The organism is Billgrantia hypersalina, from assembly GCF_052584175.1.
In genome coordinates, this window is record NZ_JBMIQI010000017.1 from 90,596 (window position 1) to 115,658 (window position 25,063).

Annotated in this window: 21 protein-coding genes and 1 pseudogene; 7 read left to right on the forward strand and 15 right to left on the reverse strand. The window is 65.1% G+C overall.

Features of this window, described 5'->3' with window-relative positions; translation table 11 throughout:
• Positions 1-58: 58 nt before the first annotated feature.
• Both tsaE and ACOJCM_RS13440 read right to left on the reverse strand, forming a co-directional pair.
• Entirely contained in the window at positions 59-559 is a 501-nt protein-coding gene (gene tsaE, locus ACOJCM_RS13435) for a tRNA (adenosine(37)-N6)-threonylcarbamoyltransferase complex ATPase subunit type 1 TsaE (RefSeq protein ID WP_445212567.1), read from the reverse strand.
• Positions 559-2,103, reverse strand: a complete 1,545-nt coding sequence (locus ACOJCM_RS13440; RefSeq protein WP_445212568.1) for an NAD(P)H-hydrate dehydratase — start codon at positions 2,101-2,103, stop codon at positions 559-561. Before ACOJCM_RS13440 ends, tsaE begins: the two co-directional genes overlap by 1 nt.
• A 101-nt stretch (positions 2,104-2,204) precedes the next feature.
• Here ACOJCM_RS13440 and queG point away from each other — a divergent pair, with 101 nt between their 5' ends.
• Complete coding sequence (gene queG, locus ACOJCM_RS13445) at positions 2,205-3,308, forward strand: tRNA epoxyqueuosine(34) reductase QueG (protein WP_445212569.1); 1,104 nt, start codon at positions 2,205-2,207, stop codon at positions 3,306-3,308.
• 216 nt (positions 3,309-3,524) lie between these two features.
• On the opposite strand, the gene orn is transcribed toward queG, so the two are convergent.
• Entirely contained in the window at positions 3,525-4,109 is a 585-nt protein-coding gene (gene orn / locus ACOJCM_RS13450) for an oligoribonuclease (protein WP_445212570.1), read from the reverse strand.
• Between the two features lie 86 nt (positions 4,110-4,195).
• Between orn and rsgA the strand changes: the two genes are divergently transcribed.
• Genes rsgA through asd form a run of 3 tightly spaced genes read left to right on the forward strand, consistent with a single transcriptional unit; the run spans position 4,196 to position 6,989 of the window.
• Positions 4,196-5,230: a small ribosomal subunit biogenesis GTPase RsgA gene (rsgA, locus tag ACOJCM_RS13455; RefSeq protein WP_445212571.1), complete on the forward strand. Its 1,035-nt coding sequence runs from the start codon at positions 4,196-4,198 to the stop codon at positions 5,228-5,230.
• Between the two features lie 37 nt (positions 5,231-5,267).
• Entirely contained in the window at positions 5,268-6,098 is an 831-nt protein-coding gene (locus ACOJCM_RS13460; RefSeq protein ID WP_445212572.1) for a sulfurtransferase, read from the forward strand.
• Between the two features lie 33 nt (positions 6,099-6,131).
• Positions 6,132-6,989, forward strand: a complete 858-nt coding sequence (gene asd / locus ACOJCM_RS13465) for an archaetidylserine decarboxylase (protein ID WP_445212573.1) — start codon at positions 6,132-6,134, stop codon at positions 6,987-6,989.
• Between the two features lie 50 nt (positions 6,990-7,039).
• Here the strand turns inward: asd and epmA are convergent, their stop codons facing one another.
• A complete protein-coding gene (gene epmA, locus ACOJCM_RS13470; protein ID WP_445212574.1) occupies positions 7,040-8,014 on the reverse strand; it encodes an EF-P lysine aminoacylase EpmA in 975 nt (324 codons plus the stop codon).
• 335 nt (positions 8,015-8,349) lie between these two features.
• Positions 8,350-8,916 carry an elongation factor P gene (efp, locus tag ACOJCM_RS13475; protein WP_111413823.1) on the reverse strand — a complete coding sequence of 189 codons (567 nt, stop codon included), beginning with the start codon at positions 8,914-8,916 and terminating at the stop codon, positions 8,350-8,352.
• 104 nt (positions 8,917-9,020) lie between these two features.
• Between efp and epmB the strand changes: the two genes are divergently transcribed.
• Positions 9,021-10,067, forward strand: coding sequence for an EF-P beta-lysylation protein EpmB (gene epmB, locus ACOJCM_RS13480; RefSeq protein ID WP_445212575.1), 1,047 nt, complete (start codon positions 9,021-9,023; stop codon positions 10,065-10,067).
• A 60-nt stretch (positions 10,068-10,127) separates the two neighbouring features.
• On the opposite strand, the gene leuA is transcribed toward epmB, so the two are convergent.
• From leuA to ACOJCM_RS13500, 4 genes are all read right to left on the reverse strand, one after another.
• The gene (gene leuA, locus ACOJCM_RS13485; RefSeq protein WP_445212576.1) at positions 10,128-11,834 is read right to left on the reverse strand and encodes a 2-isopropylmalate synthase; all 1,707 of its coding nucleotides are present in this window, start codon (positions 11,832-11,834) and stop codon (positions 10,128-10,130) included.
• Positions 11,835-12,157: 323 nt separating this feature from the next.
• A complete protein-coding gene (locus tag ACOJCM_RS13490; protein WP_445212577.1) occupies positions 12,158-12,499 on the reverse strand; it encodes a protealysin inhibitor emfourin in 342 nt (113 codons plus the stop codon).
• The gene (locus ACOJCM_RS13495; protein WP_445212578.1) at positions 12,496-13,539 is read right to left on the reverse strand and encodes a M4 family metallopeptidase; all 1,044 of its coding nucleotides are present in this window, start codon (positions 13,537-13,539) and stop codon (positions 12,496-12,498) included. The genes ACOJCM_RS13490 and ACOJCM_RS13495 overlap by 4 nt, the downstream gene beginning before the upstream one ends.
• A 94-nt stretch (positions 13,540-13,633) precedes the next feature.
• Positions 13,634-14,467: an ion transporter gene (locus tag ACOJCM_RS13500; RefSeq protein WP_445212579.1), complete on the reverse strand. Its 834-nt coding sequence runs from the start codon at positions 14,465-14,467 to the stop codon at positions 13,634-13,636.
• Positions 14,468-14,685: 218 nt separating this feature from the next.
• Between ACOJCM_RS13500 and ACOJCM_RS13505 the strand changes: the two genes are divergently transcribed.
• Positions 14,686-15,540: an SDR family oxidoreductase gene (locus tag ACOJCM_RS13505; RefSeq protein WP_445212580.1), complete on the forward strand. Its 855-nt coding sequence runs from the start codon at positions 14,686-14,688 to the stop codon at positions 15,538-15,540.
• Between the two features lie 75 nt (positions 15,541-15,615).
• Here ACOJCM_RS13505 and ACOJCM_RS13510 read toward each other — a convergent pair whose 3' ends face one another.
• From ACOJCM_RS13510 to pgi, 6 genes and pseudogenes are all read right to left on the reverse strand, one after another.
• Positions 15,616-15,876 carry a TIGR02647 family protein gene (locus ACOJCM_RS13510; RefSeq protein ID WP_445212581.1) on the reverse strand — a complete coding sequence of 87 codons (261 nt, stop codon included), beginning with the start codon at positions 15,874-15,876 and terminating at the stop codon, positions 15,616-15,618.
• A gap of 95 nt (positions 15,877-15,971) precedes the next feature.
• Positions 15,972-17,192, reverse strand: coding sequence for a phosphoserine phosphatase SerB (serB, locus tag ACOJCM_RS13515; RefSeq protein WP_445212582.1), 1,221 nt, complete (start codon positions 17,190-17,192; stop codon positions 15,972-15,974).
• 142 nt (positions 17,193-17,334) lie between these two features.
• On the reverse strand, positions 17,335-19,590 hold the full coding sequence (parC, locus tag ACOJCM_RS13520; RefSeq protein ID WP_445212583.1) for a DNA topoisomerase IV subunit A: 2,256 nt from the start codon (positions 19,588-19,590) through the stop codon (positions 17,335-17,337).
• A 164-nt stretch (positions 19,591-19,754) separates the two neighbouring features.
• Positions 19,755-21,635, reverse strand: a complete 1,881-nt coding sequence (gene parE / locus ACOJCM_RS13525; RefSeq protein WP_445212584.1) for a DNA topoisomerase IV subunit B — start codon at positions 21,633-21,635, stop codon at positions 19,755-19,757.
• Between the two features lie 84 nt (positions 21,636-21,719).
• Positions 21,720-22,370, reverse strand: a pseudogene (locus tag ACOJCM_RS13530) (YqiA/YcfP family alpha/beta fold hydrolase); the annotation flags it as partial.
• Positions 22,371-22,409: 39 nt separating this feature from the next.
• Positions 22,410-24,089, reverse strand: coding sequence for a glucose-6-phosphate isomerase (pgi, locus tag ACOJCM_RS13535; protein WP_445212585.1), 1,680 nt, complete (start codon positions 24,087-24,089; stop codon positions 22,410-22,412).
• A 229-nt stretch (positions 24,090-24,318) separates the two neighbouring features.
• Between pgi and cmoA the strand changes: the two genes are divergently transcribed.
• The gene (gene cmoA / locus ACOJCM_RS13540; protein ID WP_445212586.1) at positions 24,319-25,062 is read left to right on the forward strand and encodes a carboxy-S-adenosyl-L-methionine synthase CmoA; all 744 of its coding nucleotides are present in this window, start codon (positions 24,319-24,321) and stop codon (positions 25,060-25,062) included.
• Position 25,063 lies beyond the last annotated feature (1 nt).

Below are 25,063 nucleotides of genomic sequence, written 5' to 3' on the forward strand. Positions count from 1 at the left end.
AGGCGGCAACAGGCGGCTCGCACCTCGTCATGGTTACTGGGCAGGTATCGAGCACACTTCACGGCGTCTTACGCTCTCCGTCGCTGATCATATCGGCAAGGGTGGCGTCCAGCGCCAACGCTTCGAGTACCGAGCGGCCGTGCTCGCTGCGAGCCTCGAGCCGTGCCGTTCGGCCACTTTCACATAGTGTCAGGGCGATCGCCAGGTCCGGCGTCGGCAGCCAGCCTTCGCCAAGACTCGGCCATTCAACGATACACAGGGCGTCGTCGGCGAAGAGGTCGCGCCCACCGATGAACTCGAGCTCCTCGGGGTCGCCAAGACGGTATAAGTCGAAGTGGTAGATCCTGCCGCTTTCCAGCTCGTAGGGTTCGACCAGCGTATAGGTGGGACTCTTCACCGCCCCGGCGTGCCCATAGGCGCGCAGAAGGCCTCGGGTCAGGGTGGTCTTGCCCGCGCCAAGCTCGCCGTCAAGGTAGACATGACCACGTCCCTTCAGGGCCTTGCCCAGGCACTGCCCGAAGTCCACCTGGCGCTGCTCGTCAGCGAGTCTTACGCGCATCATGCCCCTCCCACCAACGATTGGAACCCCGGCTCGAACCCAGGGTTGACGATGACTCGCGCATAGCATGCCAGATCGGCAGCCAGCAGACCACGCTCGCCCGCGTCGCTGACGGCCATGTCGGCGGCCATGGCGTGTACCATGACGCCGAGCCTGGCTGCCGTTTCGAGTGGCAGGCCCTGGGCCAGCAGCGCACCGAGTATGCCGGAGAGCACGTCGCCCATGCCCCCCGAGGCCATGCCCGGATTGCCGTAGGGACACACCGCCATGCCGGCCGGCCCCATGACCAGGCTACCGGCGCCCTTGAGCACCACTACACCGCCCCGACGCCGCTGCAGCTCACGTGCCGCTGCGGGCCTGTCGGCCTCCACCTCTGCCGCACTGCAGCCCAGCAGGCGACCCGCCTCGCCCGGATGCGGCGTGAGAATCCAATCGTCCCGGCGCTGATCGGTGAAACGAGAGGCCAGGAGATTGAGGCCATCGGCATCAACGACGAGCGGCTTGGAGACGGCCAATGCCGCCTGCAGCATACCCTGCCCCCAGGCGCCCTGGCCCAGCCCGGGCCCGACCACCAGGACATCGGCCTTGCGGGGCAAGTCGCCCAGCTCAGCGGCGCCACGCAGGCCATGCACCATCACCTCGGGCCGATAGGTCAGGCAGGCCGTGACGTGTTCCGGCGCCGTGGCCAGGCTGATCTTGCCGGCCCCCAAGCGAGCCGTCGCCTCGCTGGCAAGCAGTGCCGCGCCGCCGAAGCCCGGCGCCCCTCCCAGCACCAGCACGTGGCCCATATCGCCCTTGTGGGCATTGCGCGCGCGCGGCGGCAGCCACGCCGCCAGCAGGGTCTTGTCGAGCAGTGCTGCAGCCGGCGCCAGATCCGCGTGGCTTCTTGCGTCGACGCCCAGGGCACGGAAATGTACCTCGCCGGCCAGCGCCGGGGCACGTCCGGTGTGCAGGCCGATCTTGTCGCCTATGAAGGTGACGGTACGCGTGGCACGCACCGCCACGCCGAGTTCAGCGCCGGTATCAGCGGCAAGCCCGGAAGGGATGTCGATGGCCAGCACCGGCAGGCCGCTCGCATTGATCGCCTCGATGGCGTCGCGGAAGTCGCCGCGCACCTCACCACCGAGGCCGGTGCCGAGCAGGGCATCGACGATCACCTCGCCATGGAAAACGGTTTCCGCGTGCCAGGGCTCCAGGCCGACGCCCGCCGCCGTAGCCATCTCGGCGGCACGGGCGGCATCGCCTTCGAGCGCCTCCGGCATTTTCAGAGCAATGCGCTGGACTTCAATGCCTGCTACAGCCGCCAACGCCGACAGCACATGACCATCTCCCCCGTTGTTACCGCCCCCGCACAGTACGCTGATCCGCTTGATCCCGGGCCATCGCCCCTTGAGGCTCTGCCAGGCTGCCGTGGCGGCCCGCTGCATCAGGGCGAAGCCTTCGATCCCGCCGGCGATGGTCCGTCGGTCGAGCTCACGGACCTGGTTGGCCCGATAGAGTGGGCGCAGCACGACTTGTGGTAGTTCACAACGATTGCCGGACATCCCGTGTCTCCCTGCCAGCATTGCTTTATCATGGCGAGTGTAAGCGCCGCGACGCTCAAGCCAATCCCCCCGCTGTGTTTTTGCCCGGTTTTTTCTCGATCATGACCCTCTCTGCCTCCCTGGACGATAATGCGCTGGACGAACTGGCCACCACCATCAAGACCTGGGGGCGTGAGCTCGGCTTCCAGCAGGTAGGCGTCGCGGACGTCGACCTCGAGGAGGACGAGCGCCATTTACAGCGCTGGCTGGAAGCGGGCCACCACGGCGAGATGGGCTTCATGGCCAAGCACGGCAGCAAGCGCACGCGCCCCGAGGAACTCCTCCCCGGTACCTTGCGCGTGATCAGCGTACGTCTGGATTACCTTCCCGCCGAAGTGGAGAGTGCCAAGGTCCTGGGCCAGCCCGATACCGCCTACGTCTCACGTTATGCGGTGGGCCGCGACTACCACAAGTTGATGCGCAAGCGCCTGGCGACCCTGGCCAAATGGATCGAGGAGCGCGTCGGTCCCTTCGGCTATCGCGCCTTTGTCGATTCGGCCCCGGTCATGGAGCGCGCGCTAGCGCGCAAGGCCGGACTCGGCTGGGTGGGCAAGAACGCCATGCTGCTCAACCCCCGCGCCGGCTCGCTGTTCTTCCTCGGCGAACTCTACGTCGATCTGCCGCTGCCCGTCGACCCGCCCTTCGAGAGCGAACACTGCGGCAGCTGCAGTGCGTGTCGCACCGCCTGTCCTACCGGCGCCATCGTCGAGGACAAGGTGGTGGATGCCCGCGCCTGCATCTCCTATCTCACCATCGAGCTGTTCGGCAGCGTTCCCGAGCGCTACCGCGAGGCCATGGGCAACCGCGTGTTCGGCTGCGATGACTGCCAGCTGGTCTGTCCCTTCACCCGCTTCGCCCGCGCCACGGAAGAGGATGATTTCGCGCCGCGCCACGATCTCGACCGCGCCAGCCTGGTGTCGCTGTTCGGCTGGGGCGAGGAGGAGTTCCTCGACAAGACCGCCGGCAGTCCGATCCGACGCATCGGCTATGAGCGCTGGCTGCGAAACCTGGCGATAGGGCTGGGCAACGCGCCCTGGAGCGAGGTCGTCGAAGCGGCCCTGCGCGCCCGCCTCGCCTACCCCTCCGACCTGGTCCGCGAGCACGTGCGCTGGGCGCTCGAGCGGCAGCGGGAGAAGCGTGGCAGGCTGATTGCCTCTCAGGGCTAGGGTACGTCGGAGCTGTAGGCTCGCTTGCGCCGTGACGAAACCCCGACGCTTCGCGAGCCGAGCGACGCGCCGGGCTAGAACAAGGTCCCTCTTGCTAGCCCTAAATCGACATCCCTGTCGATTTGCGCGACTCGGCTCGCTCGCATCGGCGTCCCGGCTAAATCGCTCGCATGACAGCTCCGACTCAGCGCGTCAGTTGGCCGCCGGTCTTGCTACCTACTCCTCTTCGTCGCGCTCGCTGCCCGCCAGCCGCAGGAAGGTATTGCGGTAGTGCGCCAATTCCGCCAGCGACTCGCGAATGTCGTCCAGCGCCTGGTGGGTATTGCGCTTGCTGAAACCGGCCAGCGCTCCCGGGTTCCAACGCTTGGCCAGTTCCTTGAGGGTGGAAACATCCAGATTGCGGTAGTGGAAGAAAGCCAGCAGCTCGGGCATTTCGCGCTCGAGGAAACGCCGGTCCTGATGCACACTGTTGCCGCACATGGGCGATACGCCAGGGGCCACGTATCGCTTCAGGAATTCGAGGGTCTGTCGCTCGGCTTCGGCGGTTTCGATGCGGCTCTGCTTGACCCTCTCGACCAGCCCCGACTCGCCATGGGTCTTCTGGTTCCAGTCGTCCATGGCGGCGAGCAGGCTATCGGGTTGGTGCACGGCGATTACCGGCCCCTCGGCGATGAGGTTGAGATCGTTGTCGGTGATCAGGGTGGCTACCTCGATGATGCGCTCACGCTCGGGCTCGAGCCCGGTCATCTCGAGGTCGATCCACACCAGCAGGTCCTGGCGCGGCTCGGGTGTCTTGGTCATGGTGGAACTCCTCTCGGGCAGGCACGGCGGGACAGGCCGGGCCACGCTGGGTACAATGCCGCTATTGTAACGATCTTCGGACGCCCATGAGCAAACGCAAGCTGAGCCGCCAGCAACGCTGGCGGATCGAGAAGATACAGGCCGAGCGCGCACGGCGGGCCGAGCAGCGCGACGCCCAGGATTCGCAAAAGCTTGCTGCCGGCGAGTACGGCCCCGAGCGGCACGGCCGGGTGATCGCTCATTTCGGCCGAACCCTGGATGTGCTGGGCGATGGCGGCATGGAGACGGTTCGCTGTCACCTGCGTGCCAATCTGGAAGCCCTGGTGACGGGCGACCGGGTCATCTGGCGCGCCACCTACGACGCCATGGGCAACGCCGTGGAAGGCGTCGTAGTGGCCCGCAGCGAGCGCGAGAACGTGCTGGAGCGCCCCGACCCCCGCGGTCAGCTCAAGCCGGTGGCGGCCAACATCGACCAGATCCTGATCGTGTTCGCCGTCGAGCCGGCCCCTCACCCCAACCTCATCGATCGCTACCTGGTGGCCGCCGAAGCCACCGGCATCGCCCCGGTGCTGGTGCTCAACAAGATCGACCTGCTGCCGGCGGATGGGGGCGACCTTGGCGTCCTCCTGTCACGCTACGAGGCACTGGGCTATCCGGTAGTCACCACCACAACCGCCCGCGAAGCGGGGCTCGATGCACTGCTCGAACGACTGACCGGGCGCACCTCGGTATTCGTCGGCCAGAGCGGAGTCGGCAAGTCGTCGCTGATCGACCGCCTGCTGCCGGACGAGGAACTGCGTATCGGCGCGCTGTCGAAGGATTCGCGAAAGGGCACCCACACCACCACCACGGCACGCCTCTACCGGCTGCCGATGGCCGACGATGCCGAGCTGATCGATTCGCCCGGCATCCGCGAGTTTGGTCTCACCCACCTCGACGAGCTGCAAGTCGCGGAGGGTTTCATCGAGTTTCGTGACCTCCTCGGCCGCTGTCGCTTCCGTGACTGTCGTCATCGGCACGAACCCGGATGTGCCCTTCTCGAGGCCGTGGAACACGGTAATATTCATCCCCAGCGTTTTGCCAGCTACCGTCATATCGTCGATAGTCTCAACGAGACCTGATCAGGCCAGCATTGCGATAGAGGATAAGGAGAGCGACATGAGTTCCGAAGAGAACCTGCTTCCGCTGATCGTCGAACCCGAGCAGCTCGCCGAACACCTGGACGATCCTCAACTGTTGATCGTCGACGTGCCGCTCAAGGCCGATAGCTATAACGAGGGACATGTGCCCGGCGCGGTCTTTCTCGACTTTCGCCGCCTGATGCGCGGTGAGGGCGAAGTCCCCAACGAAGTGCCGGGCCTGGCGGCACTGTCCCAGCTATTTTCCTCCCTCGGGCTGACCCGGGACACGCACGTGGTGGCCTACGATGACGAGGGCGGCGGTTGGGCCGGGCGGTTATTGTGGACTCTGGAGCTTATCGGTCATACCCGCTACTCCTATCTCAACGGCGGCATACACGCCTGGCGCCAGGCCGGCCAACCGGTTTCGCAGGAACCAGCCGAGCCCAGGCCAAGCGACTACGAGGCCGAGATCCTCCGCCCCGAGGTTGCCATCGACCGGGCCGAGCTGCAGGAACGCCTGGCCGAGAAGGGCTTTGCCGTGTGGGACGCCCGCTCGCCGGCGGAGTACCGCGGCGAAAAAGGCGAGAACCAGCGGCTCGGGCACATCCCCGGCGCGGTCAACATGGAGTGGACCGAGGCCATGGACCGGGAACGCGCCCTGCGCATTCGCGACTACGCCGAGCTCGTCACCGAACTCGAGGCGCTGGGGCTCACGCCGGACATGGAAGTGGTCACTCACTGCCAGAGCCACCACCGCAGCGGCTTCACCTGGCTGGTGGGCAAGGCGCTGGGCTTCGAGAACATTCGCGGCTACGCCGGCTCCTGGAAGGAGTGGGGCAACCGCGACGATACGCCGATCGAGAAATAACCCAATCAACCAAGACGCTACGGAACCCTTATCTTGTCTCTCGCCAAGTTCTTTGCCCTGATCCAGTACCCGATTCCCCACCACCTGCTGTCGCGGCTGGTGGGGTTTCTGGCCGAATGTCGCGCCACCTGGCTAAAGAACGCGCTGATCCGCGCCTTCATCAAGGTCTTTGAGGTCGACATGCGCGAGGCCACCGAGCCCGACCCCGCGGCCTACGCCACTTTCAACGACTTCTTCACCCGCTCACTGAAGCCGGATGCGCGCCCCCTGGGCAAGGGCCTGCTCTCTCCCGCCGATGGCAACATCTCCCAGTTCGGCCCCATCGAGGCGGACCGCCTGCTGCAGGCCAAGGGGCATCGTTTCTCGGTGGTCGACCTGCTGGGCGGCGATGTGGAAGCGGCCAGGCGCTACACCGGCGGCAGCTACGCCAACGTCTATCTTTCGCCCAAGGACTACCATCGCGTGCACATGCCGCTGTCCGGTACCCTGACCGAAATGGTCTACGTACCGGGGCGACTGTTCTCGGTCAACGCCGCCACCACCGACCATGTGCCCAACCTGTTCGCCCGCAACGAACGCCTGGTATGTCACTTCGATACCGAGTACGGGCCCATGGTCGTGGTGCTGGTGGGGGCGATGATCGTGGCGGCCATCGAGACGGTATGGGCCGGCCAGATCACACCGCTCTCGGGCCAGGTGCAGCGGGTTCGCTTCGACCGCCCGATCCATCTCGAGCGCGGCGAGGAAATGGGCCGCTTCAAGCTCGGTTCCACGGTGGTGATGGCCTTTGCCGGCAGGGTTGATTTCGATAGCCGACTGGTCCCCAAGGGCAAGGTTTCCATGGGGCAATCGCTGGGTGGGGTGCCCGACCCCGGCCCCGAGTTCGTCTAGGCGGCGCCCGGAAACCGCTCATCAACAGAGAACGAATCGTGCCGCACTTGTTAACAGTGGGGCGCGGCAAAGGCCATCACCTCTGCCACACTTTGCTTGCCGAGAGCGAGCTGAATCAGCCGGTCGATGCCCAGCGCCACACCGCTGCCCGCTGGCAAGCCGTGCTCGAGTGCCGCCAGCAGGCGTCGGTCGACGTTCACCTCGGGCAGCCCCAACCGACCCCGGGCGGCATTGTCCTCGGCGAAGCGATCCCGCTGCTCGGCAGCATCGGTGAGCTCGTCGTAGCCGTTGGCAAGCTCCAACCCCTCGAGGTAGACCTCGAAGCGCGACGCCACCCATTCCCCATCCTCGGGGTCGCGGTGACGCCGCGCCAGGGCCGCCTGGCTTGCCGGGTAGTCCGTCACTACCTCGAGCCCTTGGCGACCGAGTGTCGGTTCGATGACCAGACTCATCAGCAGGTCGAGGCAGTCGTCGCGCGGTGCTTCCTGCATCTCGAGCCCGCCGCGCTCGCCGGCTATCCGGCGCAGCGTGCCAAGCTCGACGGCAAAAGGGTCGAGCCCCAACGTTTCGCGAAACAGTTCGCGGTAGCGCCACCGGCGCACCGGCACCGGATCGCGACCCAGCACCGCACTGACCAGCGCATGCGTCTCCTCGATCAGCTCGTCAAGAGAAAAGCCCGGGCGATACCACTCCAGCATGGTGAATTCGAGGTTGTGGCGGCGGCCCACTTCGCCGTCGCGGAAGCTGCGTGCCAGCTGGAAGATCGGCCCGCTGCCGGCCGCCAGCAGGCGCTTCATATGGAATTCGGGCGAGGTCTGCAACCAGAGCCGCTCGCGCCCCGCCGGTGTAGACGCCTCGAGCGACAGCGAGGCCAGGTGTACATCCGTACTGCCACCGTGGCCCAGCACCGGGGTTTCCACCTCCAGCACACCGCGCTCGGCAAAGAATGCCCGCACCGCGGCCAGCAGCCGCGCCCGCTCGCGCAGCGTCTCGATACTTGCCGTGGGGCGCCAGTCAATTGTCATGACATATCCCTCCAGAGCGACGAAAGCCACGCCGAATCAGCGTGGCCCTCAATGGTGATTCATCGGCAGAAGCCAACACCGCGGCTTTGCCGGCGACAGGTCTACGAGAGGGCGCTGTGAATACATCCCTGTACGCTACTTTTGCCATCCCTGGCAAAAGACCCTCTCTACGACCTGCCCCCTATGCCGCTAACCGCAAAGCCGCCCTAGCGCCCTCTCCGAGCGATGCTCAGACTAGGCGAATCCCGAGTAAGGCAGCGGAGTTTAGCAGCGCTAAATGAGCAAGCCGTCTCGGGATTCAACGCCGTATGAGCGAGCGCAGGAAGGGCCGCACCTCAAGCGCGGGAGACGTACTCACCGGACCTAGTATCGACTTTCAGTACTTCGCCCTGGTTGATGAACAGCGGCACCCGCACCACGGCACCGGAGGAGAGCGTGGCCGGCTTGGAGCCGCCCTGTGCGGTGTCGCCCTTCAGGCCCGGATCGGTCTCGACCACTTCCAGCTCGATGAAGTTGGGCGGCGTCACGCTGATGGCGTTGTCGTTCCACAGCGTCACGGTGTAGGCCACCTGCTCCTTGAGCCACTTGGCGGTGTCGCCCAGGGCCTTCTTTTCCACCGCATACTGCTCGAAGGAGCCGTCGGTCTTCATGAAGTACCACATGTCGCCGTCGTTGTAGAGATACTCCATCTCGAGGTCCACCACATCGGCGCCTTCGAGAGATTCGCCCGACTTGAAGGTACGTTCCCACACGCGGCCGGTGATCAGGTTGCGCAGCTTCACGCGGTTGAACGCCTGGCCCTTGCCCGGCTTGACGAATTCGTTCTCGACGATCGCACAGGGGTCGCCGTCCAGCATGACTTTCAGACCGCCCTTGAATTCGTTGGTAGAATAGCTAGCCATGTTGCCTCTCGAATGATCGGGCGCGCCGCGGCAGGCTCCGAGCGCGCAGGAAAACCGTATCGACGAGGAGTCGAGCCCTCGCCCCCTTGTGACTGGTGTGCCGCATGATAACCCGAAGCTCCGCCCTTTTGCAGAGACCGGAAACGCCAAGCGCCGACGCAGCCCCCGTGACACTGCAGAGCGCCTGGCAGACCCAGCTGTCGCGGGCGATTCGCGATCCGCGCGAGCTGTGCCGCCGGCTGGGGCTGGATGACGCCTGGCTGCCGGGCGCCGAGCACGGACACAGGCTGTTCGACGTGCGCGTTCCCGAGGCGTTCTTGTCCCGCATGCGTTACGGCGACCCGGGCGACCCCCTGTTGCGCCAGGTGCTGCCGCTCGCTGACGAGGGCGAGGCGGTGCCGGGCTATACCAACGATCCCTTGGCCGAAGCCGAGCATACGCCGGGGCCGGGGCTGATCCACAAGTACGCCGGCCGTGTGCTCCTGATCGCGAGCCCCGCCTGCGCGGTGAACTGCCGCTACTGCTTTCGCCGTCATTTTCCCTACGGCGACAACAGCCCCTCCCGCGCCCAGTGGGAACAATCGCTCGAGACGCTGCGAAGCGATTCGAGCATCCACGAGGCGATCCTTTCCGGCGGCGACCCCCTGGCCGCCAGCGACCGGCAACTCGCCTGGCTGGTCGAGCGCCTCGAGGCGATCCCCCACCTCAAGCGGCTGCGCCTCCACACCCGCCTGCCGGTGGTGATCCCAGATCGCGTCGACGAGTCCCTGCTCGGCTGGCTCGGCGCCACTCGACTGCAAAAGGTCGTGGTACTGCACATCAACCATGCCCAGGAGATCGACGACGCCGTGATCGCGGCCTGCACACGGCTCAAGCGAGCCGGCGTGACGCTGCTCAACCAGAGCGTGCTGCTGCGTGGCGTGAACGATTCGGTCACGGCGCTGGCCGAGCTATCCGAGCGGCTGTTGGAGGCCGATGTGCTGCCTTACTATCTGCATGTGCTCGACCCGGTGGCAGGTGCGGCCCACTTCGACGTGCCAGACGACGAGGCCCGCGAACTGGTCGCGGGCCTGCGGGAGGTACTACCGGGCTTTCTGATGCCCCGCCTGGTCAGGGAGATACCCGGTGAGGCGAGCAAGACGCCGCTATAGATTCCCAAGACCCTCGGCGACAGGCAAGACAAGCCAGTCTGGCGGACTGAGGCAAGCCGATTACGCCAGCGTCGCCGCCGTCACATTGGCCGCCGCCGGCTCGGTGGAAACGTGGCGGTTGATGGCACTGACCACTGCCTTCATCGAGGCACTGGTAATGCTCTCGTCGGTACCCACGCCGAACACCGCCTTGCCATCGATGCGCACCTCCACGTAGGCGATCGCCTCGGCCTCGGAGCCCTGGCCGCGGGAGTGCTCGTGGTAGTCGATGATCTCCACGTCATGGCCCGCCGCCGCCAGGGCCTTGATGAACGCGGCCAGCGGGCCGTTGCCCTCGCCTTGAATGACGCGTCGTTCGCCTCGCTCCGTCACCGCTGCCTCCAGGCTGACCTTGGGGCTGTCGGGCTCCGAGGAGAGGCGATGGTTGACCAGCGCATAGGGCGAGGTCCGCTCAAGGTACTCGTCGGCAAAGGCCTGGTAGATCATCTGCGAGGTGATCTCCTTGCCCGTGCGGTCGGCGACCTCCTGCACCACTTGGCTGAACTCGATGGAGAGCCGGCGCGGCAATTCGATGCCGTGCTCCTGCTCGAGCAGATAGGACACGCCACCCTTGCCCGACTGGCTGTTGACGCGAATCACCGCCTCGTAACTGCGGCCCACATCCAGCGGATCGATGGGCAGGTAGGGCACCTCCCACATGTCGTCCGGGTTGGCACGGCGCTCGGTCATGCCCTTCTTGATCGCATCCTGATGGGAGCCCGAGAAGGCGGTGAATACCAGATCGCCCACATAGGGATGGCGCGGATGGACCGGCAGCTGGTTGCAATACTCCACCTCGCGCATGATCGGTGTGATGTTGGAAAAATCGAGGCCGGGATGCACGCCCTGGGTATAGAGGTTCATCGCCAGGGTGACGAGATCGACGTTGCCGGTGCGCTCGCCGTTGCCGAACAGGGTACCCTCGACGCGGTCGGCCCCCGCCATCACGGTCAACTCGGCCGCCGCCACCCCGGTGCCGCGGTCATTGTGGGGATGCACGCTGACGATTAGGCGATCGCGATTGTTGACGTTGCGACAGAACCACTCAACCTGGTCGGCGTAATTGTTGGGCGTGGCCGCCTCCACCGTGGCCGGCAGGTTGACGATCATCTTCTTCTCGGCCGTGGCCCCGTAGACCTCCATCACCGCCTCGACAACGTCCTTGGCGAAGTCCATCTCGGTGGTGGTGAACAGCTCCGGTGAGTACTGGAAAGTCCAGTTGGTTTCCGGCGCCTCGTCCATGCGACGACGGATCTGGGTGGTGGCATCCACGGCAATCTGGATGCACTCGGGCTTGCTGACGTTGAACACGACACGGCGAAACACCGGGTCGGTGGCATTGTAGACGTGCACGATGGCGTTCCTGGCTCCCTTCAGCGCCTCGAAGGTGCGATCGATGAGATGCGGGCGCGCCTGGGTCAGCACCTGGATCGTGACGTCGTCAGGCACCTTGTTCTGCTCGATCAGTGCGCGCACGAAGTCGAAATCGGTCTGCGAGGCCGAGGGGAAGCCGACCTCGATCTCCTTGAAGCCGATCTTCACCAGCAGGTCGAAGAAGCGCTGCTTGCGCTCCTGGTCCATGGGATCGATCAACGCCTGGTTGCCGTCGCGCAGATCGACGCTGCACCAGGCGGGCGGCGACTCGATACGTCGATTCGGCCACTGTCGATCGGGCAGGTCGACGGCGACGAAGGGGCGATACTTGGCGGCGGGGTTGTCGAGCATCATGGCGGTGTTCTCCCTGGCTGGCGGCGGCTGTCTCGAAGACGAAGGCATCAGAAACGACAACGCCCCGGCTGCACGGGGCATACCGGGGCGTCGAAGCGATAAACGAACCGCTGACCGCAATGGGTCGCGATTACGGCGAAATGGGGTGCGTGGCTTGGAACGATTCGGGTGGCTGACATTTCGATACCTCGACTGACCTGGACAAGACGCGATGCACGACGCATCGCCCGGCGCTCAAAGGCCGGCTAGTAGTCGTAGGTTCAGGCTGAGGCAGCTAGATGTCATGTTCATGCCCTCTAGAAAATCAGCATGCGCGACGCTTGTCAAGGCACGCCCCCATTTTCCCCTTCCGGCTCGGCCCGGCGCCAGCACTCCAGCAGCCAGCGTGGTGCCGCTTCTTCGGCGATCTCCTGCGTCCAGACCGGCGTACCGGACGCATCTTCCACACTCAAGTGGAACCGGCGTCGGTCAGCACCGAAGGCTCTCGAATCCCCGCCCAGGCTCTCCACATGCGACATCAGGCGCCAGAGCTCGTCACGCTGTGCTTCGCTGTAGCGGTCGCAATGAATACAGCGCGGCCGCGCCAGGCCCGGAAAATGCGCCAGCCCCCCTTCCCGGCGCAGCCGGATCACGCTTTCCTCCGTCAGGCGAGGCGGCTGTCTCATGGCAGCACTCCGACGCCACGCCAAGCCTCGCGCACCGCTTCCACCTCGGCACCGGCGGTACCAAAGCGCCGCCCGGCATTATCGAGCGTCAGGCTGGCGAAGGCAGGAAAATCGCTGTCTCGTCCAAGGCGGCCATCGATGAGCGTGTCGTACCATATCCGCCCAGCACGCTCCCAGGCATGGCCACCCAGCGTCATGGCCACGAGATGAAATGCGCGGTTGGGGATCCCCGAATTGATGTGCACGCCTCCGTTGTCCGCCTCGGTCACGACAAAGGCATTCATATGGTCAGGCTGCGGATCGCGCCCCAGCAGAGGATCATCGTAGGCGGTACCCGGTCGGGCCATGGAGCGAAGCGCCCGCCCGGCGACCCGCTCGGTGAAAAGCCCCTTGCCGATCAGCCAGTCCGCCCGGTCCACGCTCTGCCCCAATTGGTACTGCCTGACCATACTGCCGAACACGTCGCACAGCGATTCGTTGAGCGCCCCCGAATGGCCGACATAGTCCAGCGCCGCTTCGTGCTGAATGACACCGTGGGTCAATTCGTGGGCGACGATATCCAACGACACGGTAAACCGGTTGAAGAGTTCTCCGTCTCCATCGCCGAACACCATCTGCTGGCCATCCCAGAAAGCATTTTCGTAATCCTGGCCGTAATGCACCGTGGCCAGGAGCGCCATGCCCTCATCGTCGATGGAGTGCCGCTCGTAGACATCCCAGAACAACCGGTAGGTCGCGCCCAGTCCGAGGTAGGCCTCGTCGACGGCCGGGTCGCCACTGTCACCCTCCCCCTCGCGCCTCACCAGCCTACCGGGCAGGATCTGCCGCTGCTCGGCGGAATGGACGTAGCGAGACGGCTCGCCGCGCCGGGTACTGCCATCAGGTAGCGGGACGGCTCCCGCACGGGCACGAAAATGACGATCCGCCAGCAAGGTATGGCGGGCACATTCGTGCAGACGGGAAGAGCCGCCGCTGGCGATGCGCTCGAGCAGGTAAGGCGGCAGGAAAGTCCGCCTCTCGGTAAGTGACGGGTTGGGCATCCATTTCTCCTTCTCGCCATCAGACTCGCCGATCGAGCCCAGTCTCCCTGAGCATAGCGGAAGGTGGCCGCAGTTTTGGCTGGCGAACCGGGTCTTACCGTTCGCGTCGCTCCAGCATGGCCTCCATCCGGGCCAACTGGTCACGCAGCGCTCGCACGTCGCTGCGCAGGCCGTGCAGCTCGGCGGCCTCTCCTTCCCCACTCTCCAACTGGAGCTGGACGCTCTCCTTCTGCATCACGTCGAGCACAATGCCGATCATCATGTTGAGGAAGATGAAGGCGTTGAGAAAAATGAAGGTGAGGAAGAATATCCAGGCGTAGGGATAGTGTTCCATGGTCGGGTAGAGCACCGCGGTGGCCCAGCTCTCGAAGGTGGCGACCTGGAACAGTGTCAGCATGGCCAGCGAGATGTTGCCCCACAGCCGTTCGTCGACGTCGCTGAACAGGAAGCTGCCGATCGCCGCGTAGATATAGAAGATGATGAACATCAGCAGCGCCACGTAGCCCATACGTGGAATCGACTTGAACAGGGCCGCGATCAGCATGCGCAGCTCGGGGATCATCGAGACCAGGCGCAGCACACGGAAAATGCGCAGCAGGCGCGCCAGCAGCACCATCTCCGAGTCGTCCATGGGGATCAGGCTAGCGGTGACGATCAGAAAATCGAAGACGTTCCAGCCCTTCTTGAAGAAGTCGCGAAGGCGCCTCTCGGCTGCCATGCGGATCAGGATCTCCACCAGGAAGAAGACCGTTACCGCCACGTCGAGCAGCAGCAGCCACTCCTGGAAGGGGCTAACTTCTTCCTCGTAGGTCTTGGCGCCGATCAACAGCGCCGACAGCACGATGATGGCAATCACCGTGAGCTCGAAGAACTTGTTCGCGCGCAGCCGCTCGAAGCGATCGCGCCAGGTATCGAAGGAAGCGCTCATGGGAGTCTCGAAAGCACACTTTGACAGGAAAACGAACCCGGCAACGGCGGGCGGCGTGATGGTATCACGAGCGGAATTCGAAAAGCGTACCCGCCACGGCGATCACCCACTTGGCGTTACGATGACGAAAACTTTATTCACGCTATCTGGCTTGTCCAGAAGGCCACCTGGTGCCTACTTTCAAGACATCCCGTGCGCAAGGAAAAGGAGTCCGGCACATGAGCGACGAGAAGCAGCCCCCCCAGGAACAATCCCACCAGCCCGGCGCCGAATACAAGATGGACCCGCAGCCGGAATTCATCCGTGAAAGCTATCGAGGAGTCGGCAAGCTCAAGGACAAGGTGGCGATCATTACCGGCGGCGATAGCGGCATCGGCCGTGCGGTGGCGGTTCACTACGCGCGTGAGGGCGCCGACTGCACCATCGTCCATCTGGAGGAAGATACCGACGCCAGCGAGACCCAGAAGCTGGTCGAGGCCGAGGGACGACGCTGCCTGGTACTCAAGGGCGACGTGGGCGAGCCGTCGTTCTGCGATGAAATCGTCGAGCGCACCCTGAACGAATTCGGCAAGCTCAATATCGTGGTGCACAATTCAGCCGAACAGCATGCCTGGGACGACATCACCGAAATCCCGCCCGATCAGTTGCAGCGCACTTTCCAGACCAACGTCTTCAGCCACTTCTACCTGACCAAGGCAGCCCTGCCCCACATGCACGAAGGCGATACCTTCATCTGCACCTCGTCGATCAATGCCTTCAAGGGCAACCCATCGCTGATCGACTACACCGCGACCAAGGGGGCGATCCAGGGCCTGGTTCGCTCGCTGGCCGTCCCCCTGGCCCAGAAGGGTATCCGCATCAACGCGGTGGCCCCGGGGCCGGTATGGACACCGCTGATTCCGGCCAGCTTCCCCGCCGAAAAGGTCGAGTCCTTCGGCGGCCAGGTGCCGATGGATCGTGCCGGTCAGCCCTCCGAAATGGGGCCGGCCTATGTCTACCTGGCCTGCGAGGAGTCCTCCTACATGAGCGGCCAGACGCTACACCTGAACGGCGGCGTGGTGCTCAATACTTGAGCCGGTGGCCACAAGCAGATTGCGCCCGCTTCGACCTCGAGGCGGGCGCAATGACGGTAATGCGAAGCATAAGGCTCAGGTGGTGAGTTCGGCCGGAGCCAACAGCCCTGCCAGCTCTTGGGCGTGAAGCGCCGCTTCGTGCCCGCGCGGCGTCAAGTAGCCGCCGTCGGCCTGGGTCACCAGACCCTTGGCATGCAGCCGTGATGCAGCGGATACGGCCCCGGGTGCGGCGCTGCCGGCATGCACCTTGAGACCCTCCTGGGTAGTATCGAGATTGAACAGGCAGAGCAGGTTCAGCTCGTCCAGCAGTTCTGCGGAGAAATGCGCTTGGGCCATGGCGACCTCCGATGTGATAAGTCCTGCGAGCCAATGACTTCGAGAGACGTCCTTCGAAGGTACGCCACTTGTTCCCGCTTCACCAGCAATGCCATTCAACCCGCGTGGCTTTCGTCCTCGAGATCCCCTTCGCGATAGCCCATCAGGTAGAGCACCGCATCGATGCCTAGCGTCGAGATGGACTGACGCGCCTGGCTGCGCACCAGCGGCTTGGCACGAAAGGCGATGCCGAGCCCGGCGGCGGCAAGCATCTTCAGGTCGTTGGCGCCATCGCCCACGGCAATGGTCTGTTCCATAGCAAGCCCCTCGCGTGCGGCGATCTCGCGCAGCAGCGCGGCCTTGCGGCTGGCGTCGAGGATCGGCTCGCGCACTTCGCCGGTGACCTTGCCGTCCTCGATGACCAGTTCGTTGGCATGGATCTCGTCGAAGCCGAGCTTCTCCTGCAGATGGCGGGCGAAGTAGGTGAAGCCGCCGGAGAGGATGGCGGTGCGGTAACCCAGGCGTTTCAGGTGCTTCATCAGCCGCTCGACGCCATCCATGAGCGGAAGCTCCTCGGCGATATCGGCCAGCACCGCTTCGTCGAGTCCCTTGAGCTTGGCCATGCGCTCGCGAAAGCTCTGCTGGAAATCGAGCTCACCGCGCATGGCGCGCTCGGTGACCGCCGCGACGTCTTCATAGACCCCATGGCGGCGGGCCAGTTCGTCGATGACCTCGGCCTGGATCAGGGTCGAATCCATGTCGAAGCAGACCAGGCGACGGTGGCGACGCCAGATGGAATCCTCCTGGATGGCAATGTCGACCCCGTGCATGGCCCCCAACGCCAGGGCCTTCTCGCGCAGGCTGTCGAGATCGACCTCCTCGCCGCGTAGCCAGCACTCGACGCAAGAGCCGAAGGGGGGCGCCCCGCCGTCCAGCGGCTCGCGCCCGGAGAGACGATGGATCAGTTCCACGGTAAGGCCATGCTCGGCGGTGAGCGCACCCACCTCGGCCAGAATGCCTGCCGGCAGGTGCGGAGCCAGCAGGGTCAGGATCAGCCGCGGCTGGCTGGCCTGCGCGCTCCAGCGCTGGTAGTCCTCGGCGCTGACCTGAATGGCCTGAACGTCGAGCCCCAGGGTGGCGCCAGCGTCGGTAAGCGCGCCTTCCAGGTCGCTGTCGCGCTCCAGCCCGACCAGCGCCTCCAGCGAGACCACGCCAAAAGTCACGCTTTGGTTGATGTCGAGCAGCCGTGCGCCGCTGCGCGCCAGGGCCTGGCCAAGGCCGGCCAGCTGGCCGGGTCGTGCCGCGCCGGTGGCGCGAATCAGCAGTCGTCGTGTCATGCGTGCCTCAGGATACGCTGATAGGACGGCATTCGGCGACAGCTTCGAGGAGGCGCTGTGAACCCATCCCTGGGCGCTACATTTGCCATCCCTGGCAAATGACCTCCTCTTCGACCTGCCCCCTGGCCGTCAGGTGATGGCTTCAGTCTGCCGCGCTTTCCAGCCTATCGACTTTCTGCAGGCCGCGGGGCAGCTTGCTGCCGCGGCGACCGCGTTCGCCGCGATAATAGTCCAGGTCGGCATCCTTGAGCGTGACGTGGCGCTTGCCGGCATGCACCACCAATGCCGCCCCGGCGGGCAGCACGACGAAGTCGCGCATCAGCTCCTCGCGCCGGGCCGCTCGGGCTCCGGGAATGTCGATCATCTTGTTGCCCTTGCCCTTGGCCATTTCCGGCAACTGTTCCAGCGGGAAGACCAGTAGTCGCCCTTCGTTGGAAACGGCCGCCACCCACAGGTCTTCGCCCTCCGGCACTCGCACCGGCGCCATGACACGGCAGCCCTTGGGTACCGAAAGGACCGCCTTGCCCGACTTGTTCTTGCCAATCAGCTCCTCGAGCCTGGCCACGAAGCCGTAACCGCCATCGCTGGCCAGCAGATAGCGGGCATCCGTGGGCGCCAGCATGAGCCCGGCCATGTGCGCACCGGCCACCACGTTAACCCGCCCGGTGACCGGTTCGCCCTGGCTGCGGGCGCTGGGCAGGTTGTGGGCAGCCAGCGTATAGGCGCGCCCGGTGTCGTCGAGCAGCACCAGCGGCTGGTTGGTCTTGCCGCGGGCGGCCAGGGCAAAGCGGTCGCCCGACTTGTAGGAGAGCCCTTCCGGGTCGATATCGTGGCCCTTGGCGGCACGAATCCAGCCCTTTTCCGAGAGCACCACCGTGACGGGGTCGGCGCCCATCAGCTCGACCTCGGAGAGCGCCTTGGCTTCCTCGCGCGCGACGATCGGCGAACGGCGCTCGTCGCCGTGCTCGCGAGCCGCCTCGCGCAGCTCCTCCTCGATCAGATCGGTGAGCTTGGCCTCGCTGCCGAGCAGCTCCTTCAGGCGCTTGCGTTCGGCTTCGAGCGCATCCTGCTCGCCGCGGATCTTCATCTCCTCGAGCTTGGCCAGGTGCCGCAGGCGCAGCTCGAGGATGGCTTCGGCCTGGCGATCGGAGAGACCGAAGGCCGCCATCAGCGCGCTCTTGGGCTCGTCCTCCTCACGGATAATGCGGATCACCTCGTCGATATTGAGGTAAGCGACGAGCAGGCCTTCCAGAATATGCAGGCGATCCTCGACCTTGCCCAGGCGATGCTCCAGACGCCGGCGCACGGTCTTGCGGCGGAAGGTGAGCCATTCGGCGAGCAACTCGGGCAACGGCATCACCCGTGGACGGCCGTCGAGGCCGATCACGTTGAGGTTGACGCGAATATTCTTCTCGAGATCGGTGGTGGCGAACAGGTGCGCCATCATCGCCTCGATGTCGACACGGTTGGAGCGCGGCTCGATCACCAGCCGCGTCGGCTCCTCGTGGGTCGACTCGTCGCGCAGATCGGCCACCATGGGCAACTTCTTGGCCTGCATCTGGGCGGCGATCTGCTCGAGCACCTTGGCGCCGCTGACCTGGTAGGGCACGGCGGTGACCACCACCTTGCCCTCTTCCATGGTGTAGCGGGCACGCAGCTTCACCGAGCCACGTCCACTTTCGTAGAGCTTACGCAGGTCGTCGCGTGAGGTGATGATCTCCGCCGCGGTGGGGAAGTCCGGTGCCGGCAGGTACTCGACCAGGTCGGCCGTCGTCGCCTCGGGGTGCCGCAGCAGGTGGCAGGTGGCCTCGACCACTTCGTGCACATTATGCGGGGGAATGTCGGTTGCCATGCCGACGGCGATACCGGTCCCCCCATTGAGCAGCACGTGGGGCAGCCTCGCCGGCAGCACCACCGGCTCGTTCATGGTGCCGTCGAAGTTGGGCGTCCAGTCGACGGTGCCCTGCCCCAGTTCGGCGAGCAAGACTTCGGCGAACTTGGAGAGCCGCGCCTCGGTGTAGCGCATCGCCGCGAACGACTTGGGATCGTCGGGGCTACCCCAGTTGCCCTGGCCGTCCACCAGCGGGTAGCGATAGCTGAACGGCTGGGCCATCAGCACCATCGCCTCGTAGCAGGCGCTGTCGCCGTGAGGGTGGAACTTGCCCAGCACGTCACCGACGGTGCGCGCCGACTTCTTGTACTTGGCGCTGGCGTTCAGTGCCAGTTCGCGCATGGCGTAGACGATGCGCCGCTGCACCGGCTTCATGCCGTCGCCGATGTGCGGCAACGCCCGGTCGAGGATGACGTACATCGAATAGTCGAGGTACGCCTTCTCGGTGTATTCGCGCAGCGAGAGGCGTTCGACGTCGCCCTCCGCTACCTGGATATCCATGGTCATACGATAGGCCCTTGGTCAGGGTTCAATGTCATTCGGCACCACCGCGGCTATCCCGGCGACAGGCCATGGCGGAGGCGCTGTGAACCCCTCCCTGGGCGCTACATTTGCCATCCATGGCAAATGACCTCCGCTTCGGCCTGCCCCCGGCGCCGCTCGCCTTGGCGCTATACCTCAATGTCTGCAAGGTTGCCGTAATCCTCGAGCCAGCTCTTGCGGTCGGCGGCGCGCTTCTTGGCCAGCAGCATGTCCATCATCTCCATGGTGCCGTCACCGATCTCGCGGGTGAGCTGCACCAGTCGACGCGTCTCCACCGCCATGGTGGTCTCGCGCAGCTGCAGTGGGCTCATCTCGCCGAGGCCCTTGAAGCGCTGCACGTTGGGGGTGCCGCGCTTGCCCTCGAGCCGACGCAGGATGGCCGCCTTCTCGCTCTCGTCCAGGGCGTAGTGCACCTCCTTGCCCAGGTCGATGCGGTAGAGCGGCGGCATGGCGACATAGACGTGGCCCGCGTCCACCAGCGCGGGAAAGTGACGCACGAACAGCGCACACAGCAGCGTGGCAATGTGCAGGCCGTCGGAGTCGGCGTCGGCAAGGATACAGATCTTGTGGTAGCGCAGCTGGGTGAGGTCGTCGCTGCCCGGATCCATGCCCACCGCCACGGCGATGTCATGGACCTCCTGAGAGCCGTAGATGTCGTGGCTGTCGACCTCCCAGGTATTGAGGATCTTGCCGCGCAGCGGCAGGATCGCCTGGGTCTCGCGATTGCGCGCCTGCTTGGCGCTGCCGCCTGCCGAGTCGCCCTCGACCAGGAACAACTCGCTCTGGGCGGGGTCCTGGCCTGAGCAGTCTGCCAACTTGCCGGGCAGCGCGGGGCCGGCGGTGACCTTCTTGCGCGCCACCTTCTTGGCGCTCTTCTGACGCCGCTGGGCGGCACTGATGACCAGCTCCGCCAATGCCTCGGCCTGGTCGACGTGATGGTTGAGCCACAATGAGAAGGCATCCTTGACCACGCCGGAGACGAAGGCCGCCACGGTACGCGAAGAGAGCCGCTCCTTGGTCTGCCCGGCGAACTGCGGGTCGAGCATTTTCACCGAGAGCACGTAGGCGACACGCTCCCATAGATCCTCGGGGGTAAGCTTGACGCCGCGCGGCAGCAGGTTGCGGTATTCGCAGAACTCACGCAGCGCCTCGAGCAGGCCCGAGCGCAGCCCGTTGACGTGGGTGCCGCCCTGGGGTGTTGGAATCAGGTTGACGTAGCTTTCCATCACCGTCTCGCCACCCTCGGGCAGCCACTGTACCGCCCAGTCCACGGCCTGCTCGTCGTCGGCAAAATGGCCAATCAGCGGCGAAGCGGGCAGCACCTCGAAGCCGTCGGTGGCCTGGGCCAGGTAGTCGCGCAGACCGTCCTCATACTGCCATACGCTTTCGGCGCCATCGGCCTCCACCAGGGTGACCTTGAGCCCCGGGCACAGCACCGCCTTGGCCCGTAGCAGGTGCTTGAGCCGGCCCATGGCCAACCGGGGGCTGTCGAAGTAGGACTCATCGGGCCAGAAACGCACCAGCGTGCCGGTGGCACGCTTGGCCACGCTGCCGATTTCCGCCAGCTCGGAGACCTTGTCGCCATGCTCGAAGGCCATGGCATGGCGGGCACCGTCGCGCATCACCTCGACCTCCAGGCGACGCGACAGCGCGTTGACCACCGAGACCCCGACACCATGCAGACCACCGGAAAAACGGTAGCTGGACTGTGAGAACTTGCCGCCGGCATGCAGCCGGGTGAGGATCAGCTCGATACCTGAAACGCCATGCTCAGGGTGGATGTCGATGGGCATGCCGCGGCCGTCGTCGGCCACCTCGATGCCACCATCCTCCTGCAGGCGCACGGTGACCTCACGGGCATGGCCGGCCAGCGCCTCGTCGACGCTGTTGTCGATGACCTCCTGGACGAGGTGATTGGGGCGCGTGGTGTCGGTATACATGCCGGGGCGCTTGCGCACCGGATCGAGACCGGAGAGAACTTCGATTGAGCTGGCACTGTATTGTGTCATGCGTGTCCCAAAGCCATTACGAATTCGATTGCGCTCCCAGCGTGACGTATTCTCCCTCCCTGGCACCGGCCCGTGTCCGTCGGCTCAGCCCGCGCCTTCAGCCAACCAACGCCCCGCCGTCAGGCTGTGGCCGCCATGAGCCAGTACTGCCGGCAGATACGCCTCCAGCGTGCTGAAGACATGGTCCCCCCCCGGATGCAGCACCGTTCTGGCACCACGGTAGAATACGAAGGCCTCCGCCGGGTCCAGCGTCTCGTCGGCGGTGCCCAGCAGCAGCAGGTAGCGCTCGGGAGAGATACGTTGCGGCGTCAGCTCGGCCAGCTCCTCGCGGTGTGCCGTCTCGATGATGAACCGCTCACCGGTATAGTCGTTGACGAAGGCCTCGCCGAGCCATTCCGCCACCAGCCGCGCCGGTCGCACCGCCGGGTTGATCAGCGCGGCCGCCAGGCCGTGGCGCTCCGCCAGGCAGGTCGCCAGGAAGCCACCCATGGAGCTGCCGACCAGCAGAGGATTCGGCCCCAGGCCCTCCAGCAATGCTTCGCCCTGTTGCAAGGCTGCCATGGGTCGATGCGACAGCTGCGGCGTTTCACAGCGAAGCCCCAGCGCCGCACACGCAACCCGCATCAGCGCGGCCTTGGGCGAACCATGGCCGCTGTTAAAGCCGTGCAAGTAGAGCAGGCCACTGGCAGGTAGCGACGCCAATGGCGCGCTCAGCATACCGAACGAACTGTATACATTGCCAGCCCCACCTCCAAGCCTAGGCCACGACTGACTTCAACGGTCCTCATCGCGCTCGGCGCTCCATACCGCTTCGATCAATGCCCGAGTGGAAGCATCCATCCCCTCGTGCCCCCGCTTCTCGGCCAGGATATGCTCGGTTTCGCCGGCGATCTGCTTGCCCAGTTCCACCCCCCACTGGTCGAAGGAGTTGATGCCCCAGATAGTGGCCTGGACGAAGACCTTGTGCTCGTAGAGGGCAATCAACGCCCCCAGGGTAGCCGGTGTCAAGCGGTCGAGCAGCAGCGTGGTGGAGGGCTGATTGCCTCGGTAGCGCTTATGCCCCGGCCGTTCGCCGGCCTCGTCGATGGCATCGTCCCCCAGCATCAGCAGGCGCGACTGGGCAAAGCAGTTGGCCAGGGTCAGGCGGTGCTGGCCCTTGAGGTGATTGCGTGTCGCCACGTCCTCGACGTCATCGTAGCGCTTCAGCGGGGCGATGAAGTCGCACACCACCGGCTGGGTGCCCTGGTGCAGCAGTTGGTAGAAGGCGTGTTGGGCATTGGGGCCGAGCTGCCCCCATAGGACCGGGCAGGTGGAGTAGCTCACCTGACGACCGTCGTGGGTCGCCGACTTGCCGTTGGACTCCATCTCGAGTTGTTCCAGATAGGCGGCGAAATGCTCGAGGCGGCCGTCGTAGGGCAGGATCGAGTGGGCGCGGATGTCGAGAAAGTTGACGTTCCAGATGCCCGCCAACGCCAGCAGCACCGGCAGGTTGTCACTCAGTGCGGCCTGCTCGAAGTGGCGATCCATGGCGTGAGCCCCGGCGAGCAGCGCACGGAAGTTGTCCATACCGACCACCAGCGCAATGGGCAGGCCGATGGCGCCCCAAAGCGAATAGCGGCCACCGACCCATTCCCAGAACAGCAGCTGGTTGGCCTCGGCGATGCCCCACTCGCTCATCTTGTCGGGCTTGGCCGAAACGCCAATGAAATGCTGGCGCATCACCATCTCTTCGTCCACCCCTTGGATACCGTCCTCCACCAGGCGCGCCATCAGCCAGTCGCGGGCGGTACGGGCGTTCGACAGGGTATCGATGGTGGTGAAAGACTTCGACGAAATCACGAACAGGGTGGTTTCGGGGTTGAAACGCTTGAGGTAGTCGACGAGCTGGGAGCCATCCATGGTGGAAGCGAAATGCACTTCGACGTGATGGGCATCGGCGGGCCGATGGTCGGCCAGCGCATGGGTCACCATCAGCGGCCCGAGATCGGAACCGCCGACGCCAAGGTTGACCACATCCTTGATCGGCCGGCCCGTGGCACCACGCCACTGGCGGGAATGGAAGCGCTCGACCATGGTCGCCATGCGGTCCAGGGTGGCATGCACGCCGGGCACCACGTCTTCGCCGTCGACGACCAATGACGCCTCGGCAGGCAGGCGCAGGGCCGTATGCAGGGCCGGACGGTCCTCGCTGACGTTGACATGCTCACCGCTCAGCAATGCCTGGATGCCTTCCGGCACCCTGGCTTCCCGGGCCAGATCGAGCAGCAGTTCGAGCGTCGTGTCGCTCCAGCGCTGCTTTGACAGATCGAGGGTCAGGCCCGCCGCCTGACGCTTAAAGGTACTGCCTCGCGCCTGGTCGACGAACAGATCGCGCAGGTGGGTACCGCGCATCTCCCTGGCATGGTCCATTAGCCGCTGCCAGGCACCGGTCTGATCGATTGGGGCTTGGGTCATAGCTATCCTCCTTGACGTCTTGCGAAAACCACCGCGTCGTTGACGACTCCCAACAGGAGCCGCGCGAAATCCTTCGCCCACAGGCTAGCCTTGTATCCGCCTGTAAATCCACAGGGCCGACTCAATATACGATCATCAGCCAGATCTCGCGACGATGCGGCGCTGCATCCGTGCAGCCGACCGGCGGCCAGCGTAGAATACCGGCCTGTTCCACGTTACCGGCTTGCTCATGAGTGACGCATCTTATCGCGACGCGATCTTTTCCACACCCCTGGACCGGGTCGCGCGCTTCTCCTTCGACGAAAGGGTGGTAGCCTGCTTTCCGGACATGATCCGCCGTTCGGTGCCGGGCTATGGCCAGATACTGGGCATGCTGGGGCTGATCGCGACGCGCCACCTGCGCCACGGCGCCCACGTCTATGATCTGGGCTGCTCACTGGGCGCCGCCAGCCTCGCCCTGGCCGGCCAACTGCCGGCGGATGCCTTTCGCCTCACCGCCGTGGATATCTCCCCTGCCATGGTCGCCCGTGCCCGCGAGACGCTTGCCAGCGAGTGCCCCGAGCATGCCATCGAGGTCATCGAAGGGGATATCCGCAGCCTGGACTATCGACCGTCCGGCATGGTGATCCTCAACTTCACCCTGCAATTTCTGCCGCCGGAGGATCGCGAATCGCTGCTGGCTCGCCTGTTCGAGGCACTGGAGCCCGGCGGTGTGTTGGTCCTGTCGGAGAAGGTGGTGGACCCCGACGAGCGCGACAATGCCTGGCGGGTCGAGCGCTATCACGACTTCAAGCGGGCCAACGGCTACAGCGATCTGGAAATCAGCCAGAAACGCACGGCCCTGGAGAACGTACTGGTGCCGGACACGCTCGAGGCGCACCATGCTCGCCTGTCCCGAGCCGGGTTCACGCGCTCGCTGACCTGGTTCCAGTACCTCAACTTCGCCTCGCTGATCGCGTTCAAGGAGGCCTGAG